Below are 15,550 nucleotides of genomic sequence, written 5' to 3'. Positions count from 1 at the left end.
GACTTAGCAGAGAAAAGGTAAGTGAACTTTTAGAGTGCGTGCCTCCAGAGAGAATTGAAAAATAGACAGTGAGAAGGTGCTGCCACATCCGGAAGAAGTACTCATAATGTATATCATATTGTATTACATATTTTGATAATTATTGCATTTGTTGTGACATTGCTTTATAGAGAAGAAAAAACATTAGTTGACGAAGTGTGAAAATTCCAGTTGATATTTCACATATTTTAGGAAATTTAATAACTGTTATATTTGATTATCAAATTCTTCGCAAACCCTTGAAAATACTAAGTTTGTAGCAAGTGTACTTCCCCTTACTCTTTCCCTTGTGTTACATTCTCCCATTAGCTTTCATGAACCTTAATATGGGAAAAATAAAGGGAAAGAAAATTTCATAACACAGTATAACATATAACAATAACGACATGGTGAACTGATTGAAATGTTTTCGATATTTAACTCTATAACTGATTATCAAAAGAAAATGGAGATAAGATACGATGAGAACAATTTATGCAGAATACAACATAAATCACGATAGTATTGATGTTTACACAAGTGCTGGATATATGCTTCGCATTGACTGCTGGGAAGCTGAAAAAGATTTAAAAACCACATATGGATCAGAATGTGCACTTACTTCATTAGCTGTGGATGAGCCTTTGGAATATGCAAGATTATATCTTGAGGGCAATTTACAGATGTGGGTGGATGCAGAAGATTCATTAGAACTTTATTAAGTGAAAGAGGGATAGTGTTCATTAAGAGTGCTATCCCTCTTTAAAGAATGTGCGAAATGCAATAATTACATATTTTCTATGGATTAACAGAGCGCCTAAAAATAATCCATGTACTTATGAAGTAACAAATCAATAAAATTACCAAAATCCCCATTGTTGCCCCTATTTGTAACATCAATGTACTAAACCCAATATAGGCTGAAATTTCTGCTGATATGGTTTGGATAAAGTAAGCTATTACAACAGCAGCTACAATGATTGCTGTGATAATTGGAAGCCCAAACCAAACACTTAATTGTTGCAAGATAAGTTTTCCGATATGCTTTTCTTCCGCCCCCAATTTTCGGAGTACAGAGAAGCGATATTTATATTGTCCTGCGTCTAAGAGTTGTTGCAAAGAAAGTACGGTAAGACATATAACCATCAGTACGACAGCACCATAAATCATTGCAGTCTGTAAAATAAAGTTATTTGCTATGGAACTATTGATTTGCAGTGTGCTAAAACGCACGCCATAAATAGCCCCGGTTTCTGCCTGCTCGGGATATTTCTCTGTAAAAAGTTTTTCCAGTTTCCTTGCATTTTCATAGGAGATATTTTCCGTTGTTGTAATATATCGGTTTTTTATTACTGGCAACAGCTTTTCACAAATATTGTCTGGAAGTACATACAATACATTTGTATAGGAATTGTACGCTGTTTCTCCAATCGGATCCTCATAATAGGACTGCCCGGAAAGAGTCAATTCTCCTGCGTCTGTCATAATGCTGGTGTGTTCTTTCAAAAAGCTATCCCGTTCTTCCTCGGTGGCGATTGCTTTCCATTGTGTTGTAAATTCATCTTCCTCCAGAGAAATCTGTTCGTAACCCAGCATTTCCCGTATAGTGTTATAATCACTCAAAGAAATTGCTACAATCGGAAAATCATATTTCTGTCTGTTGTGAAAATCGTCTTTCTCTGGCAGATATAGATTGAACGTGCAATCATAAACTGTATCTATTTTGTGTTCTGTCAGAAACTCAGTAATGATTTCATAACTGTCTTGCGGCAGATTTTCTTCTTCATATACGTCATTATATCTTGAATATACCTGCACATCATACATAGAGCGCATATCCAAATAACCTGAAGCCCAGCCCGTCAAAATAGGGGCGGCAATAAACATGAAGATTGCAAGGACAAGGGTTATACAAATCAGCGTCATTGTTTTGCTGGTTGTATTTAGTTTTGATATAATTTGCCCGAAAAAGAACAGGTTTTCTCCCTTGTATCTATGTTCCGGCGATTTTACTTTCCATGCTACAATCAAGCTGCTGGCAAGATAAATCAATGCACAAATAAAGAAGAGCAAATCAATCAATACAAATACCAGATATTGATTCAGTATTCCACCATGTAAAGGCAAATAGTATTGATTGGTAAGAGCAGGTACGCTTGCTGCTAAAAAGGCGTGCAATACAGAACAAATAAGCAGCCCATCAATCAACTTTTGAAAAGCAATTTTTTTCTTTTTCAACATCCATAATGCCGCCCAGCCTAATGTAACAACAGGGAGCAAAATATTTCCCCAATACATGATTTTCACCGGGAAAACAAAGCGGGAGTCATAATAAAATCGGACATTTTGTATTCCTGAAAACAATTCCCATAAAGTAAACATTAAAAACAGAATTACTACGACAGGAATGAATCGGCTCTTTTTCAATTCTGGCTCATTTTCTTTCTCTGCGGAAAGCATATCAATAATTTTTGTTTTTTTGATTGTGCGTGTATTGAAAACTCCTACCACAAAAAAACTTACCACAAAAAATATCACTGTCAGCAAAACGGTGTCCGGGAACAATGTCCATGAGATTTCATAAGGCTCTCCATAAGCAGTAAGGAGCATTGCGGTAATGAATTGAGAGCAAAATACACCGCAAAAAATACCAATCAAAATGGAAAACATACCCATAATCAGTGTTTCTGCAAAGAAAATCCTGCCAATAGTTTTTTGTTCCATTCCCATAATGGACTGGACAGCAAACTCTTTTTGCTTTCGTCTTAGCATATAATGATTGACGAACCGTATCAAAAATAACAACAGCAATGTTATCATGCAGATTGCAATTTTCATTCCGTCACTTAACAGAGTAAAATCATACTCGCTGCCTATATCCGGGCTATAATAACTACTGGAAATAGACAAGAACGCATAAAACAAGGTAACACAGATTGTCATTGTGACAATGTAGACCAGATAGTCTTTTACAGACCGTTTTGCATTTCTGAAAACAAGTTTAGCATACATGGCTTTGTCCCCCTCCGATCATGGTAAGGACATTCAGAATTTTATCAAAAAAAGCACTTCTGCTGTCGTTGCCCTTGCGCAGTTCCATAAAGATTTCTCCGTCTTTCAAAAAAAGAATACGGTTGGCATAGCTGGCGGTAAAAGCGTCATGAGTTACCATAAGAATTGTCGCCCTAAGCTGTTCATTGATACTTTGAATGGTAGACAGCAACATTTGTGAGGAATGGCTGTCTAATGCCCCTGTCGGCTCATCTGCCAGTAAGAGCTTCGGGTTGTTGATAATTGCTCTTGCACAAGCACAACGCTGTTTTTGTCCGCCGGATACCTGATAAGGATATTTGTTTAGAATATCGCTGATATTCAGCTTTCCGGCTATATCCAAAATGCGGGATTCTACGCTCCCGGCAGGGACTTTGTTGATTGCTAATGCCAGTGCAATATTTTCTGAAATCGTCAATGTGTCCAGCAAATTGAAGTCTTGAAATATAAACCCTAAATTCTCCCTGCGAAAACGGGCAAGGGATTTTGGTTTGATTTCCGTTATATCTGTTCCATCTAAAAAAATATGCCCTGCACTTACGGTATCAATCGTAGAAATACAGTTGAGCAGCGTTGTCTTTCCAGAACCGGACGCACCCATAATTCCGAGAAATTCCCCAGCTTCCACAGAAAAGCTAATGTCTTTAATGGCTTTGGTAATATTCCCTTCATTGCCATAATATTTCTGGATATGTTCCAGTTTCAAAATCGTATTCATCTGATAAACCTCCTTAACTGTTCCATATCTTTATTGTAAATGGAGTATCTCATTTTTTGTATCAAGTTTTCTTACACAGTTCTTACAAAAATGTAAGAAGTGCAGAACCTGTCAGCCCTGCACTCCGATAATAAAATCATTCATTTGAAAGATAAGTGAAATCGTTGTTCCTCTGTTTTCGGAATAAGCAGTAAGCCCTATTCCCAGTTTATCACATAGACGCTTGCAAAGATATAAGCCAATTCCAGTAGAATTTTTCCCGGTTCGCCCATTCTGACCTGTAAATCCTTTTTCAAAAATACGGGGTAAATCACTTTTAGGAATACCTATCCCATTATCGCTGATAGATAGCACAATCTTGTCATTCGTTTTTGTTGCCCTAAAGTGCAAAATAGGCTGCTCTGCATGGTATTTGATTGCATTACCGATAATCTGATTTAAGATGAACCGCACCCATTTTTCATCGGTATAAACTTTTGTTTCTATATCGTCTATCTGAATTGACATATTGCTTTGACGCAAAAGATACTTATTATCTGCGATTGCACTATGCACAACATCGCATAAATTGACTTCACGGACAGAATAGTCTTTTTCAGCGTGTTCACTCCGGGCATAGTAAAGTGCCTGTTCTGTATATTGGTTGATATTCTCTAACTCTGCCAATACCTCTCTGGAAAAGGGAGAACGGTTATTCTCACACAGCAGCTTCATCGCTGTAATTGGTGTTTTTACTTCGTGTATCCATTGTTCAATGTATTCTTTATATTCCCTGCGTTCCCTCTGTACTTCGCCAATCCGTTCCAACATAGATTTTTCAGCCATTTTCATAATCTGGTAAAAAACCTGTTCATCAGCCCTTTCCGGCACTTGCATGATTTCCGGCAATAAATATCGTTCTTCTAATTGCTCCGTCATATTGAGCAATTTATTCAGATATTTTTTTCGTGAGAAATAAAATGCCAGCAAAGATAAAACAAGGACAATCGACCAGACTGCAAAAATAAACAGGACTGTTTGGATAGGATTATCGCTTGCAATCAGGAACAAAGCAAGGACAAGCATACCCAGCAGATTGATTAAAATAACGGGGAGTTGATTTTTCAAATATTGTTTTCCACTCATAATGTATATCCTTGCCTGTGTTTTGTTTTAATGAAATCTACAAGTCCGATTGCTGCCAGTTTGTCGCGAATACGGGTAATATTGACACTTAGGGCGTTATCATCAACATAAAGCTGATTGTCCCAAAGAAAATCCACAATATCATTTCTGGAACAGATTTTTCCGGAGTTCTTAAAAAGGTAGTAGAGGATTTTCAATTCATTCTTTGTCAATTCTGCTTTCTGTCCTTTGTACTCTATCATGCTACTCTCCAAATGCAGGGTAGCTTCTCTCCACATATAAATTTCTGTTTGAGGGGAACGGTAGGCTTTCTTTAACAATGCAGCAATTTTAGCAAGAAGAATAGCGGGATTATAAGGCTTTGTGATAAACGCATCTCCACCCAGCATAATGCTGTTCAGTTCGTCCATATCTGTATTGCTGCTTGTTACAAATACAATCGGAATATCTGAAAAGGTGCGAATCCCCGAGCATATTTCAAAACCGTTATTCCCCGGAAGTTTTATATCCAGAATAACCAGATGTGGCGCAGCTTCTTTTAACTGCTCTATTGTTTTGGAAAAATCCGTAACTGCAAATACTTCATATCCATTCCCAGACAAAAGAGTTTTAAGCTGTGTTTGTATCGTAAAATCATCTTCAATGATTAGTATTTTTTCCTTCATAGAGATACCTCCCTGACACTTTATTATACTGTATCAGAGAGGTTTTCTCAATCGTATTATTGAATGGGAATTTTAGAATGATTTTGTACATAGCTTTGTAAAAAATGCTTAATAGTTTCTTTTCTCAAGGTACGATTCTAAATAACACCTAAGTCCAACATATGCGCCCTGCAAAAGTACAAAAAGCAATAGAAGATTTACTGACAGTGCTTTTTTGATTGCTTCTCCAAAATAAATGATGACAGCAGCACTTGTCAGTATCATCAGTAGAGTAATGACATCCCAACACTTTTCCCTATATAATTCTATAACCTTTATTTCTATCAGTATCGCCAGTATCCCTGTTCCTGCCACACATATTCCTACAATCAATATTAGCAATATCCAATATACCATTCCGGCTATAAAAGGATTTGGAATTTTTGTGCTAATCTGTGCCACAGATTGCCCGACCTCAATCGTCCAACCGATAAAAGTTTGTATGAATGACGCTGCATCATGGAAGAATGATTTGCAATCGGAAAGGAGCACATCTGACTGTACTGCCTGAAAAAGAGTGGTTGTCAGCGAATACCATGCAAGAAGGAACAAGGTTGTTTGGAACATTACCGTTTTTGCTTTATATTGTCCTGCAAGTCGCTCTTTTTGTGTTTCGTATTTTGCTTTTGCATTCTGATAGTCTGTCCGGTCACAGGCTTCACATTTTTCATAGAGTACCGGCTTTTCTACCGGTATCTCTACGATTTTCTGATGTGTCCGGGCATAATCCCGTTGTTGTGTTAAGCATCGTATTTTATCTTGACATTCCCCTATCGTGACGTTTGCGCTTCGCAGCTTCTCTTTCTCGTTCCGCAATGCTCTGTCTGCTAGCTTCAAGTCGTTCTTTAATGCTTGAATATTCCCGGCTCTGTTCTCTTTGTTTAATTTCTCGTTCAAGGTCAGAGATTCGTTGAGCTGCGTCTTTAGTTCCACGATAAGCTGGTCTTTCTGTTCCAGTTCTTCTTGTATCTCCTCGGTCAAGAGGAGAAGTTCTTCCAACTGTTCGGCGTTCTTTGATTCTCTGGATTCGTTCATCTATATCACGTCCTTTCTCTATCTGCTGTTCCAGTTCAGCAATTCGGTGTTCTGTTTCAGTAATAAACTGTTTTCGCTGTTCAGTTTCTGTACCAATTTCTGCCATTGCTGATTTTCGTTTTCCAAAAGTTCTATCTTCGTTTTCTGTTCTTCCATCTTGGAAAGCAGTTCCTCGGTATTTGGCAAAATGTTGAGCAGCTCGGATAACTCGCTGTTTAATTTTTGCAATTTCTGATTCTGTTCCTGCATAAGAGAGAGTTGGGTGTCCCGGTTCTGCATTTCCAGAATCATTTCTGCCATTAAGGTCTGCTGTTCTTCGATTTGCCCAATCATGGATTCCATTAAGGGTATAATTTCCCGGCTTTCTTCTAATGTCATTTAATCGCTCCTTCCATAATGATAATGCACCCGATACTTTTCCAAAGGTGTCCAGTATCTTTTGCAATAACGTGTTTTGTTGTTTTATGATTTGATTTTCCGCTACTTTCCACGAACCTTTTATTTCCTGCCCGGCAAGAAATTTTTGTTCAATCTTTCTTGCGTCAGCACCTTCATGGATGGTAGGAATCTGGAGTTTTCCCTGTTTTTCATAAGAACGGTGATCAACCTGATTATGCAAAGGAAGATGTTCATTACACACCTTTGCCCACTCACTCCGCCACAGCTCACAATTTTTGGGATTGTTCCATCCAATAGCATCGGTCAGCACCCGTTTCCATTGCAGGCGGTTTCTTGCACCAATCTTCTGGATTCCGTTTTCGTCTAATACAGGGATACGGATTCCATGACGGTCAGGGTTTTTCTTATCCTGCCACCAGTTCGGATGGGATTCATCAATCACGATATTTCCGTTTTTATCTCTGAGAAAATCCCAATCCTTGACTTCTTTCTTTCCCCAAGAATGATCCGGGTTAAAAGGACGCATAGTCAGAAGCAGATGGACATGGGGGTTGCCATCCCCTTTATCGTGGATACTCCAATCAGCACACATTCCTCTATCTACAAAAGTTTTTTGAATATAGTCAGTTGTATATTGAATTTGTTCCTGTCTGTTCCATTCTTTGGGAAGGGCAAATTCAAATGACCTGCCAAGTTGGGCATCTGCATTTTTTTCAATCTTCAATACCTCATTCCATAACCTTTGTTTCTGAAATGTGATTTTAAATTTTTCTAAAGCAGCTTCTTTATCTTCTGATCTTTTGTATCGGACAGATTTTTGAAAGCGTTTTATATTTTCTTCTGGTACTATCTGCCATTCAGGAGGTGCGTTTTCACACATCATCAGCCGAGTGTAGACCACTTCTTTTTTAGAAGTGTAATAACTGATTCTCCCGGTTTCCTCGTTTTTCATCACATCCCCATTGAGATATGCGGAAGCGGAGATAACAGATTTCCCTTTACTTCGTCCGACTATTTTGACTGTGTAATGAAAAATCGCCATGTCTGGATTCCTCCTTTCTGCACATCCGGCATAGATTTCCGGCAACATTGCTTTCGGTTTTAGGAAAAGCAGCATTGCCGGAACGCCCTCTGCGTAAGAGTGCCCTGCGCATAGCAGCCTGCATGGAATGCGCCTCTCTGGCGAAGAGTGCCTCCTGCGGCATGAGCAGGTCTGGCTGAAAGCCCCGCCGACGGAACGAGCCCGGCAAGCGTGAACGCAGACCGGTTGCCACTTGTGGCAAACTTATTGGGACGACCTCTGGTTGTCCATAAGTGCGCTCTTCATGAAAAAGCAATGAAGGGAATGAAAAACTCATCCCCTCCGCCATTACACTTCCTCCATATCGGTATTGACTTCTTTCTGCATTGCCTTTGAGAAAAATTTCCCGTTGGCTTCCTGCCTTTTCAGAAAACCAATCAGCTTTGGGATGTCTTCTTCCTCAATAGGCGCACCGAGAACGGATTCCACCGCACCGCCAATCTGACAGAGCCTATGGGTTCGTTTTTTACTTTCTTCGGCTTTCTTTCGCTTCAGAAGTTCTTTCTTCTGTGCCGCATATCGTTTCGCCTTTTCAAGGCTTTCCTGCTCTTTCTTTTCCATTTCAAGCATTCGTGCTTCATAACTTTTTGTTGATTTTGCCATTCTTACATTCTCCTTTCCTTCACAAACATAAGTTCTTGGTTGCGTATCAGAAGAAGCACATGGTATAATCTTCTTGCGTGTAGGTATATCATGGCTTCGGTCTGATAGAACCTTTGGCGGTTTCTTGGGAAGCCGCCTTTTTAATTTGCCGCAGTTCTTGTTACGGCTTTTACATTTCCTCTATCCCTCAAATCACGACCTTCATTCGCTTCCATAAACATTTCCAGAATATCGGTTTTAATCAGGACTTTACGACCAACCTTTAATACCGGAAGTTTCTTCCATTCTACAAGCTGTCTTAAGGTGTTTCTGCCGATTCCCGTATAGTCGGCAGCTTCTTCGATGGATAATGCAATTTTTCTTTGCGTCATATAATCACCTCCTTATAAATTGCATTATGCAATTCCTGTGATGTAAGTATATCCTTTTCACATCTTTTTGTCAAGCGTTACGAAATGTTAAAAATAAATATTGCATTGCATATTGCAATTTCGGAAAAACAATGCTATAATTCATACATACCGAAAAAGGAGGCAGTCAGCATGAAAGATAAAGAATTACGCAAGCTGATAGGCAGCAGAATAAAACAGCGCCGTCTGGAATTGAATCTGACACAGCCTTATGTCGCAGAGAAGATGGGAGTTACCGCTTCTACAATCCTGCGTTATGAGAATGGTTCGATTGACAATACGAAAAAAATGGTGCTGGAAGGTCTTTCGGAAGCACTCCATGTATCTGTGGAATGGCTCAAAGGGGAAACAGATGAATATGAAACCGACATTACGGATAAGAGAGAATTACAGATTCGTGATGCGATGGGAGATATTCTGGAACAGTTACCGCTTGCCCTTACCAAAGAAGAAGATGCTTTTTCAAAAGATTTATTACTGCTGATGTTAAAACAATATGGTCTGTTTTTGGATTCCTTCCAGTTCGCCTGCAAAAACTTCAAGGGAAATGCTGGTCAGACGGATATTGCCAAAACAATAGGGTTTGAATCGAATGAGGAATATAATGAGATTATGTTCTTAAGGGAAATCACTCATACCATCAATGCTTTTAATGAGATGGCAGACATTGTAAGGCTCTATTCCAAGAAACCAAAAACAGCAGAACAAAGGCTTGCAAATCTTTTATCAGAAGTCTTATACGAAGATTCCGAATCGGTATAGTAAGACAACCGGAGTTATGATATACTTACACGCACGAAGCATTTCATCAGTTCCGATTGTCTAATATCGAAAGGAGACATACGATTATGGCAAAAGGATCTGTAAGAAAAAAAGGAAAGAAATGGTACTACCGCTTCTATGTAGAGGACGCAAGCGGCAATCTTGTTCAGAAAGAATGCGTTGGAACAGAAAGCAAAAGTGAAACTGAAAAACTGCTCCGTCAGGCAATGGATGATTATGAGAAAAAGAAATTTGTTGCCAAAGCGGATAATCTCACAGTCGGACAGCTTTTGGATGTGTGGGCAGAGGAGGAATTAAAAACAGGTACGCTCAGCAATGGTACGGTGGAGAATTACCTCGGAACAATCCGAAATATTAAGAAACACCCATTGGCAGAACGTAAACTGAAAAATGTAACCTCTGAACATTTGCAATCTTTCTTCGATTTGCTTTCCTTCGGGGGAGTTCATCCCGATGGAAAAGAGAGAAAGGGTTACAGCAAAGATTACATCCATTCTTTTTCCGCAGTCATGCAGCAATCATTCCGCTTTGCAGTATTTCCAAAGCAGTATATTACGTTCAATCCTATGCAGTATATTAAACTGCGGTATCAGACGGATGAAGTGGATTTGTTTTCTGATGAGGATATGGACGGAAATGTCCAACCAATTTCACGAGAAGATTATGAAAGACTGCTTGCTTATCTGCAAAAAAAGAACCCAGCCGCAATACTTCCAATCCAGATAGCCTATTATGCCGGGCTTCGTATTGGAGAAGCCTGTGGTTTGGCATGGCAGGACGTAAATCTGGAAGAACAATGCCTTACCATAAGACGCAGCATCCGATATGATGGCTCAAAGCGCAAATATATCATCGGACCAACCAAGCGGAAAAAAGTAAGGGTTGTTGATTTTGGAGATACACTGGTAGAGATTTTCCGTAATGCCCGGAAAGAGCAGTTAAAAAATCGAATGCAGTACGAAGAACTTTATCACACGAACTACTACAAAGAGGTCAAAGAGAAAAACAGAGTGTACTACGAATATTATTGCTTAGACAGAACGCAGGAAGTCCCGGCAGATTATAAAGAAATTTCTTTTGTCTGCTTAAGACCGGATGGTTGTCTGGAACTTCCGACTACTTTGGGGACGGTATGCAGAAAGGTGGCAAAAGCATTAGAGGGATTTGAAGGCTTTCATTTCCACCAGTTACGTCACACCTATACAAGCAACCTTTTAGCAAATGGAGCAGCCCCAAAAGATGTACAGGAATTGTTGGGACACTCAGATGTCAGTACCACAATGAACGTCTATGCTCACTCCACAAGAGATGCGAAACGAAAATCGGTTCGGCTTCTTGATAAAGTGGTAGGCAATGACTAAAAAATTTCCCTTATTTCCCTTGTGATTATCTCATAAGGGCAAAAATAAGGGAAACTACATATCATTTCACTAATGAACAGGCGGGAAAGCCTGTAAAATAGGGAAAGTTAGAGGAATAATTATATAAATTCAAGTTTACAGAACTGAATCAAAAGAGCTCGAAGGAGCTCTTTTTCCTTTTTTATAATAGTATCATTATGGTATAATAGAGACATTAAAATCGGAATTGACCGAATAAGTTAATCGTGCCATATGGCTTGATTATAAATACAAAGATAAAAACGCAATGTACATTAAAAATGTACTAGAGCTGGTAGGTAGCCCAGCCGTCCTATGCAAATAGGGTAAGTAACCTGCCCCTCCGGGTTGTCCATTCTTTGTTCAATTCATTTTAGGAGGGATTCTTATGGACAAAGCAAGTGGAAAACTGACGGTATATTTTGAAGAACCATTTTGGGTAGGTGTATTTGAACGTATTGAAGATGGTAAACTATCTGTGGCGAAGGTAACATTTGGTGCAGAACCAAAGGATTACGAAGTGCAGGAATATATTCAAAAATACTATTTTAGTTTGAAATTCAGTCCGGCTGTTGATACTGTTGTAAAAGATATAAAAAGAAATCCCAAAAGGATGCAACGTGAAGCGAAAAAACAGATGCAGGAAACAGGCATCGGCACAAAATCGCAGCAGGCATTGAAATTACAGCAGGAACAGAATAAACAGGAGCGTAAAGTGAGGAGCCGTGAGAAAAAAGAAGCGGACGAACTGCGAATGTTTGAACTGAAACAGCAAAAGAAAAGAGAAAAGCATAGGGGACATTAGTCCCTTGGGCTTTTGCTCAAATTCTAATTTTTGAAACTGAGAAATCGGAATTTACTTTTACTTAGACATACAAACTGTTGACGGTAAAACTCCTATATAGTATTATTTGATAAAATACTATATAGGAGTTTTTGTATGAAAATGAATGGCGGATTTCTTGTTACCAAAATAAAACAACTTGGAGATCGAATCTTTGAGAAGATTCTCAGCGAAAAGAATATTGATGCGTTTAACGGAGCCAGGGGCGTATTCTTTATGTACTGTGGCAGGAAGATGGAATCTCAATCAGGTCACTCTCGATTAAATGTGGATTAGCGATAACTTCTCTTACTACGATGCTGGAAAGAATGGAAAATCAAGGGCTGATAAGACGTGTTCAGTCTGAAACGGACAAAAGGAAAACACTCCTGTTTCTGACTGAAAAAGCACATGCCTTAAAGGACGAATACGATTCTGTATCTGATAAAATGGGCAGTATTTACTACAGAGGTTTTTCGGAGGAAGAAATTACCCAGTTTGAGGAATGCCTCGACCGTATCAGAAAGAATCTTGAGGAGTGGCAGAAATCATGAGTATTTGTATCAAAGACCAGATTCAAAACATGAATATCGTCATCGGATGTACAGTGGGGTGTGCATATTGCTATGCCCGCAATAATGTGAAACGCTGGCATATGATTGATGACTTTGCTGCCCCTGAATTCTTTCCGGGTAAGCTCAAGATGATGGAAAAGAAACGTCCGCAGAACTTTCTTCTTACCGGCATGAGCGATCTTTCCGGCTGGAAGTCAGAATGGAGAGACGAGGTATTTGTAAAGATCCGTGAAAATCCACAGCATCAGTTCCTGTTCCTTACCAAGCGACCTGATTTGATGGATTTTGATACCGATCTGGAAAACGCATGGTTTGGCGTTACGGTGACGAGGAAAGCAGAACTGTGGCGTATCGACGCCCTTCGGAAAAACGTCAGAGCAAAACATTACCATGTTACCTTTGAGCCGTTATTCGACGATCCCGGCACAGTTGACCTTTCCGGAATCAATTGGATCGTTGTCGGCACCATGACCGGAGTTCAGAGCAGGAAGATTCATACGGAGCCGGAATGGGCATGGTCTCTGGCGGACCAGGCACATAAGCTCGGCATTCCGGTGTTTATGAAGGAAGACCTTGTCCATATCATAGGGGATGAAAATATGATTCAGGAAATGCCGGAAGAATTTAATAAAGTGTTAGAGGTACAGAAATCATGGAAGAAGAAATAAATGGAATCCTCATTCGTGAGGTGGAAACAAAGAACATCATGACTAAGTCTAGTCTGCCGGTAGGTGGTTACTCGGTCAATCCATATGTGGGCTGTACACATGCCTGCAAGTATTGCTATGCTTCTTTTATGAAGCGCTTTACCGGGCACAAGGAGGAATGGGGCACTTTCCTTGATGTGAAGCATTGGCCGGAAATTAAAAATCCGAAGAAATATGCCGGACAGCGGGTGGTCATCGGTTCTGTGACAGATGGCTATAATCCACAGGAGGAGCAATTTGGGAATACCAGAAAACTTCTAGAGCAGCTGATCGGCAGTGACGCAGATATTCTGATCTGCACAAAGTCGGATCTTGTGGTACGGGATATTGATTTGCTGAAGAAGCTTGGACGTGTAACCGTTTCATGGTCGATCAACACGCTAGATGAAAATTTCAAGAATGATATGGATTCTGCTTCGAGCATTGAGCACCGTATCGCTGCTATGAAGCAGGTATATGAGGCAGGTATCCGTACAGTCTGTTTCGTATCCCCGGTATTCCCCGGTATCACGGATTTTGAAGCAATCTTTGAGCGGGTAAAGGATCAGTGCGATCTGTTCTGGCTCGAAAATCTCAATCTTCGAGGCGGTTTCAAAAAGACAATTATGGATTATATCGCCGGAAAATATCCTGATCTTGTACCACTTTACGACGAGATCTATAACAAGCATAACCGCAGCTACTTTGAAGCACTTGAAGTAAAAGCTGAGGAAATGGCTAAGAAGTATGATTGCCCATTTGTGGATAATGAAATGCCTTATGGCAGAGTTCCGCAGGGACATCCGGTGATCGTAGATTATTTCTATCATGAGGAAATCCGAGGGACAGAGAATACAGGAAAAAGAAATCGTTAATCTAAACGAAAATTAAACTGATGATGGTGGAGAGATTTATTTATCGCCATTTGAAATCGAGAAGTTCTTGTTTGAAAAATAGAGAAATTGTAAAATTGAAGAAAAAAGAAATGCACAGTTCTTAGCTTATCGGGAGCTGTGCATTTTTGTAAATAAATACTTTTAATTAGCCGATTACGGCGTCCTCTGCTGTAAAATGTTCCAGAGAATTTTCTTTTACCTGAATGCAGATATAAGTAATTCCGGAAATATCGGATGCAAAAAACTGACGCTTTGCAGCAGGTGCGATTTTTAACCAGTCTCCAGTCGAAAGACTGATTTCTTCTCCATCAATTATGGCTTTGCCGTTACCTGAAAGAATTCCATAGATTTCTTCATTTTCTTTATGAGAATGAACAAATGGGACATTTGCTCCTGCAGGTAGTTCGTTTAAACTGATTTCTGCACCTGTTAAAGACAACTTTTCATGCAGTTCAATTCGGTTTTCCTTTCCAATAGTTGTTTTTGTGTAATTTGTCATAATAATACCTCCATAGTTGATTTGTAGTTTCTGGTTGCTTGGTATTAGTATAGTGTGAGACACATACAAAAACAAGTACGCACCTTTTTGTAACTGTACACTCAAAATTGAATGTGTTACAATAGACTCGGAGGTGAGAATTATGCGAGCAAAAGAAGAATTACCGGAATGCCCAGTTGCAACAGCGGTATCTCTCATCGGAGGAAAATGGAAACTGCTGATTTTGCGTAATTTGAAAGAGCGCCCATGGAGATTCAATGAGCTACAACGAAGTATAGATGGTATTTCACAAAAGGTTTTGACAGATAGTTTAAGACAAATGATGAGTGATGGACTGGCATATCGCCACGATTACCATGAGCAGCCACCGAGAGTCGAATACGGATTAACGGAACTCGGAACAAAAATGCTTCCAATTGTTAATTCACTTGCTGACTTTGGTAACTACTATAAATCACTTATTGAACAGAATTAAGTACGTTAGTATTTGAAAAGCTCGAACAATCGGAAGTTGTGGAGGATATTAAAATGGCGCAGATAATATGGGATGGCAATAAAAACTGGGAAAACGTTTGGGACGGTAAGCAGCCGTGGGACAGAGAGATTGAAGAAAAAAGCATTCCTGAAAATGCAGTTCTAATTGACAGACCAGATGACATAATTAAAGCATCAATTCCATACATGATTATCCCTTGTATTGTATGTTTTGTTGCAATTTTTACAAAAAAGGCGCAATCAGATGAATTTATATTTAATTTATAGTTT

Annotated in this window: 19 protein-coding genes; 10 read left to right on the top strand and 9 right to left on the bottom strand. The window is 39.4% G+C overall.

Going from position 1 to position 15,550, the window contains the following annotated elements; translation table 11 throughout:
* Nucleotides 1–500: 500 nt before the first annotated feature.
* Nucleotides 501–740, top strand: coding sequence for a DUF6061 family protein (locus tag DW963_RS06705; RefSeq protein ID WP_006858432.1), 240 nt, complete (start codon nt 501–503; stop codon nt 738–740).
* Between the two features lie 76 nt (nt 741–816).
* On the opposite strand, the gene DW963_RS06700 is transcribed toward DW963_RS06705, so the two are convergent.
* The 8 genes from DW963_RS06700 to DW963_RS06660 form a co-directional block, all read right to left on the bottom strand.
* Complete coding sequence (locus DW963_RS06700) at nt 817–3,030, bottom strand: FtsX-like permease family protein (RefSeq protein ID WP_006858431.1); 2,214 nt, start codon at nt 3,028–3,030, stop codon at nt 817–819.
* The gene (locus DW963_RS06695; RefSeq protein ID WP_006858430.1) at nt 3,020–3,787 is read right to left on the bottom strand and encodes an ABC transporter ATP-binding protein; all 768 of its coding nucleotides are present in this window, start codon (nt 3,785–3,787) and stop codon (nt 3,020–3,022) included. Before DW963_RS06695 ends, DW963_RS06700 begins: the two co-directional genes overlap by 11 nt.
* A gap of 111 nt (nt 3,788–3,898) precedes the next feature.
* Nucleotides 3,899–4,912: a sensor histidine kinase gene (locus DW963_RS06690; RefSeq protein WP_015529841.1), complete on the bottom strand. Its 1,014-nt coding sequence runs from the start codon at nt 4,910–4,912 to the stop codon at nt 3,899–3,901.
* Nucleotides 4,909–5,577, bottom strand: a complete 669-nt coding sequence (locus tag DW963_RS06685; RefSeq protein WP_006858428.1) for a response regulator transcription factor — start codon at nt 5,575–5,577, stop codon at nt 4,909–4,911. Before DW963_RS06685 ends, DW963_RS06690 begins: the two co-directional genes overlap by 4 nt.
* A gap of 108 nt (nt 5,578–5,685) precedes the next feature.
* Entirely contained in the window at nt 5,686–6,432 is a 747-nt protein-coding gene (locus tag DW963_RS06680; RefSeq protein WP_006858470.1) for a DUF6040 family protein, read from the bottom strand.
* Entirely contained in the window at nt 6,371–8,092 is a 1,722-nt protein-coding gene (locus DW963_RS06675) for a MobA/MobL family protein (protein ID WP_117914488.1), read from the bottom strand. Before DW963_RS06675 ends, DW963_RS06680 begins: the two co-directional genes overlap by 62 nt.
* A gap of 327 nt (nt 8,093–8,419) precedes the next feature.
* Complete coding sequence (locus DW963_RS06665) at nt 8,420–8,734, bottom strand: hypothetical protein (protein WP_006859613.1); 315 nt, start codon at nt 8,732–8,734, stop codon at nt 8,420–8,422.
* A gap of 140 nt (nt 8,735–8,874) precedes the next feature.
* Entirely contained in the window at nt 8,875–9,105 is a 231-nt protein-coding gene (locus tag DW963_RS06660; RefSeq protein ID WP_004843519.1) for a helix-turn-helix domain-containing protein, read from the bottom strand.
* A 171-nt stretch (nt 9,106–9,276) separates the two neighbouring features.
* Between DW963_RS06660 and DW963_RS06655 the strand changes: the two genes are divergently transcribed.
* From DW963_RS06655 to DW963_RS06630, 7 genes are all read left to right on the top strand, one after another.
* Nucleotides 9,277–9,906: a helix-turn-helix domain-containing protein gene (locus tag DW963_RS06655; protein WP_015529844.1), complete on the top strand. Its 630-nt coding sequence runs from the start codon at nt 9,277–9,279 to the stop codon at nt 9,904–9,906.
* Between the two features lie 86 nt (nt 9,907–9,992).
* Complete coding sequence (locus DW963_RS06650) at nt 9,993–11,288, top strand: tyrosine-type recombinase/integrase (protein WP_006859611.1); 1,296 nt, start codon at nt 9,993–9,995, stop codon at nt 11,286–11,288.
* 406 nt (nt 11,289–11,694) lie between these two features.
* Nucleotides 11,695–12,111: a YjdF family protein gene (locus DW963_RS06645; protein WP_008392858.1), complete on the top strand. Its 417-nt coding sequence runs from the start codon at nt 11,695–11,697 to the stop codon at nt 12,109–12,111.
* A 135-nt stretch (nt 12,112–12,246) separates the two neighbouring features.
* Nucleotides 12,247–12,426 (top strand): hypothetical protein, encoded by a 180-nt coding sequence (locus tag DW963_RS14140; protein WP_502694406.1) that lies wholly within the window; start codon nt 12,247–12,249, stop codon nt 12,424–12,426.
* The gene (locus DW963_RS06640) at nt 12,360–12,683 is read left to right on the top strand and encodes a MarR family transcriptional regulator (RefSeq protein ID WP_502694407.1); all 324 of its coding nucleotides are present in this window, start codon (nt 12,360–12,362) and stop codon (nt 12,681–12,683) included. The genes DW963_RS14140 and DW963_RS06640 overlap by 67 nt, the downstream gene beginning before the upstream one ends.
* Nucleotides 12,680–13,372, top strand: a complete 693-nt coding sequence (locus DW963_RS06635; RefSeq protein WP_117914484.1) for a radical SAM mobile pair protein A — start codon at nt 12,680–12,682, stop codon at nt 13,370–13,372. The genes DW963_RS06640 and DW963_RS06635 overlap by 4 nt, the downstream gene beginning before the upstream one ends.
* Entirely contained in the window at nt 13,357–14,265 is a 909-nt protein-coding gene (locus tag DW963_RS06630; RefSeq protein WP_117914482.1) for a radical SAM mobile pair protein B, read from the top strand. Before DW963_RS06635 ends, DW963_RS06630 begins: the two co-directional genes overlap by 16 nt.
* 166 nt (nt 14,266–14,431) lie before the next feature.
* Here the strand turns inward: DW963_RS06630 and DW963_RS06625 are convergent, their stop codons facing one another.
* Nucleotides 14,432–14,785, bottom strand: a complete 354-nt coding sequence (locus DW963_RS06625) for a cupin domain-containing protein (RefSeq protein WP_117495883.1) — start codon at nt 14,783–14,785, stop codon at nt 14,432–14,434.
* Between the two features lie 142 nt (nt 14,786–14,927).
* On the opposite strand from DW963_RS06625, the gene DW963_RS06620 reads away from it, so the two are divergent.
* Nucleotides 14,928–15,260 (top strand): winged helix-turn-helix transcriptional regulator, encoded by a 333-nt coding sequence (locus DW963_RS06620; protein ID WP_072522465.1) that lies wholly within the window; start codon nt 14,928–14,930, stop codon nt 15,258–15,260.
* Nucleotides 15,261–15,313: 53 nt separating this feature from the next.
* Entirely contained in the window at nt 15,314–15,547 is a 234-nt protein-coding gene (locus tag DW963_RS06615) for a hypothetical protein (RefSeq protein WP_117914480.1), read from the top strand.
* Nucleotides 15,548–15,550: the final 3 nt, after the last annotated feature.

This window comes from Eubacterium sp. AM46-8 (genome assembly GCF_003466705.1).
Taxonomy (GTDB): domain Bacteria; phylum Bacillota; class Clostridia; order Lachnospirales; family Lachnospiraceae; genus Lachnospira.
The sequence above is the reverse complement of the archived record's forward strand: the minus strand, read 5'-3'. Positions and strand labels throughout refer to the sequence as shown.

What these genes read in the sequence shown, in the direction of transcription:
- DW963_RS06700 (WP_006858431.1), bottom strand. Translation starts at nt 3,030, where the DNA reads ATGTATGCTAAACTTGTTTTCAGAAATGCAAAACGGTCTGTAAAAGAC.
- DW963_RS06705 (WP_006858432.1), top strand. Translation starts at nt 501, where the DNA reads ATGAGAACAATTTATGCAGAATACAACATAAATCACGATAGTATTGAT.
- DW963_RS06660 (WP_004843519.1), bottom strand. Translation starts at nt 9,105, where the DNA reads ATGACGCAAAGAAAAATTGCATTATCCATCGAAGAAGCTGCCGACTAT.
- DW963_RS06665 (WP_006859613.1), bottom strand. Translation starts at nt 8,734, where the DNA reads ATGGCAAAATCAACAAAAAGTTATGAAGCACGAATGCTTGAAATGGAA.
- DW963_RS06695 (WP_006858430.1), bottom strand. Translation starts at nt 3,787, where the DNA reads ATGAATACGATTTTGAAACTGGAACATATCCAGAAATATTATGGCAAT.
- DW963_RS06615 (WP_117914480.1), top strand. Translation starts at nt 15,314, where the DNA reads ATGGCGCAGATAATATGGGATGGCAATAAAAACTGGGAAAACGTTTGG.
- DW963_RS14140 (WP_502694406.1), top strand. Translation starts at nt 12,247, where the DNA reads ATGAAAATGAATGGCGGATTTCTTGTTACCAAAATAAAACAACTTGGA.
- DW963_RS06685 (WP_006858428.1), bottom strand. Translation starts at nt 5,577, where the DNA reads ATGAAGGAAAAAATACTAATCATTGAAGATGATTTTACGATACAAACA.
- DW963_RS06625 (WP_117495883.1), bottom strand. Translation starts at nt 14,785, where the DNA reads ATGACAAATTACACAAAAACAACTATTGGAAAGGAAAACCGAATTGAA.
- DW963_RS06630 (WP_117914482.1), top strand. Translation starts at nt 13,357, where the DNA reads ATGGAAGAAGAAATAAATGGAATCCTCATTCGTGAGGTGGAAACAAAG.
- DW963_RS06635 (WP_117914484.1), top strand. Translation starts at nt 12,680, where the DNA reads ATGAGTATTTGTATCAAAGACCAGATTCAAAACATGAATATCGTCATC.
- DW963_RS06645 (WP_008392858.1), top strand. Translation starts at nt 11,695, where the DNA reads ATGGACAAAGCAAGTGGAAAACTGACGGTATATTTTGAAGAACCATTT.
- DW963_RS06620 (WP_072522465.1), top strand. Translation starts at nt 14,928, where the DNA reads ATGCGAGCAAAAGAAGAATTACCGGAATGCCCAGTTGCAACAGCGGTA.
- DW963_RS06690 (WP_015529841.1), bottom strand. Translation starts at nt 4,912, where the DNA reads ATGAGTGGAAAACAATATTTGAAAAATCAACTCCCCGTTATTTTAATC.
- DW963_RS06675 (WP_117914488.1), bottom strand. Translation starts at nt 8,092, where the DNA reads ATGGCGATTTTTCATTACACAGTCAAAATAGTCGGACGAAGTAAAGGG.
- DW963_RS06650 (WP_006859611.1), top strand. Translation starts at nt 9,993, where the DNA reads ATGGCAAAAGGATCTGTAAGAAAAAAAGGAAAGAAATGGTACTACCGC.
- DW963_RS06655 (WP_015529844.1), top strand. Translation starts at nt 9,277, where the DNA reads ATGAAAGATAAAGAATTACGCAAGCTGATAGGCAGCAGAATAAAACAG.